The sequence below is a fragment of the Streptomyces sp. MK37H genome, from assembly GCF_018035285.1.
Classification (GTDB): Bacteria; Actinomycetota; Actinomycetes; order Streptomycetales; family Streptomycetaceae; genus Streptomyces; species Streptomyces endocoffeicus.
Genome location: NZ_JAAAYH010000798.1, coordinates 1 through 1,781 on the forward strand (window position 1 = coordinate 1; position 1,781 = coordinate 1,781).

The window sequence follows — 1,781 nt, forward strand, 5'->3', positions numbered from 1 at the left end:
CACCGCCCGGCCGAGGCCAGGCTCTGGGACGCCATCGAGGAGCTCGACGTCGACGCCCTCACCAGCACACTCCAGCTGGAGAAGGACAGCCCCGGCGTCGACGCCCTGCTGCCCGCGCTCCCCGTGCTGTCGACCTGGCGGCGCCGGCACCGCGAACGGTCCACCATCGACTCCTGGCGCTACCGCGTCGCGTGGAAGCAGTTGCCGGACCCCGCCACCGCGCCGACGCTCAGCGGGACCTGGCTGCTGCTCGTGCCCTCCGGGCTGGAGGAGCACCCGGTCGTCCACGCCACCGTCCAGGCGCTGGATGCCCATGGTGCGGCCCATGAAGTCCTGTCGCTCGATGGCGTGGACGCCCGACGCGACGCCCTCGCCCCACTGCTCTCGCACCTGCCCGATGGCAGCACACCTGAGGGCATTCTGAGTCTGCTCGCGCTCGACCAGACGCCCCACCCCGACCACCCGGCCGTCCCCACTGGGCTGGCCGCGACGGCCGCCGTTGTCCAGGCCCTCGGCCAGACGCCGCTCATCGCGCCCCTGTGGTGTGTCACCCAGGGTGCGGTGGCCGCCACCGCCACCGATCCGCTCCCCCACCCGCACCAGGCCCAGATCTGGGGTATGGGCCGGGTCGCCGCGCTTGAATATCCCCACCTCTGGGGCGGTCTCATCGACCTCCCGGCCGACGTGGACTCCCGCACTCCCGCCCGTATCGCCGCCGTACTGGCGCCCGGTCAGCCCGAGGACCAGGTGGCGATCCGCGCCACCGCACTGGCCCGCCGACTGGAGCGCGCCGCGTGCCCTGACACCGCGCCCACCGCGTGGCGCCCCGCCGGTACGACCCTGATCACCGGCGGCACCGGCGGTCTGGGCGCCCACGTGGCCCGCTGGCTCGCCCGCCAGGGCGCACCCCGTCTCCACCTCGTCAGCCGCTCCGGCCCCGACGCCCCTGGCGCCACCCAACTCACCGAAGAGCTGACCGCGTTGGGCGCGACCGTCTCCGTCACCGCCTGCGACGTATCCGATCGCACCGCGCTCCAGCACCTCCTCGGCACCATCCCGGCCGAATACCCCCTCACCGCCGTCGTCCACGCCGCCGGGCTCGCGGAGAACACCCCGCTCGCCGAGCTGGACCTTTCCGGGATCGAGGCGGTGCTGCGGCCCAAGGCGCTCGCGGCCGCCCACCTCCATGAGCTCACCGAGGACCTCGACCTCAGCGCCTTTGTGCTCTTCTCGTCCGGCGCGGCCGCGTGGGGCGGTAGCCGACAGCCCTCGTACGCCGCCGCCAACTCCTATCTCGACGCCCTCGCCGAGCACCGCCGCGCCCGTGGCCTGCCCGTCACCAGCCTCGCCTGGGCACCGTGGAGCGATGCGGGCATGGCCGCCGACGAGGCCGTCATCGACTACTACCGCCGGCGCGGGATGCGCCCCCTGGACACCGATCTCGCCATCGCCTCGCTCCAGCACTCCCTGGACCACGGCGACACCACGATCACCATCGCGGACATCGACTGGGAGAGGTTCCCGGCCGGTTTCACCGCGCAGCGGCCCAGCCCGCTGCTGTCCGACCTGGCCGCCGCCGCGTCGCCCATCGCCGATGCCACCCCGGATGCCACCGCGGCCTTGAGCAGTTCGCTTCAGCGGCAGCTGGCCACCGGCTCCCCCGCCCAGCAGCATCAGCTCCTGCTCCATCACATCCAGACGCATGCCGCCGCGATCCTCGGCCATCCCACCATCGACGCGATTCCACCCGCCCAGCCGTTCCAGGAGTTGGGGTTCGACTC

1 protein-coding gene is annotated in these 1,781 nt (G+C 73.3%); it reads left to right on the forward strand.

From position 1 onward, the window contains the following. Positions 1-1,781 (forward strand): SDR family NAD(P)-dependent oxidoreductase (locus GWI24_RS43995; protein ID WP_210951605.1); only part of this gene is annotated, 1,781 nt, incomplete at both ends.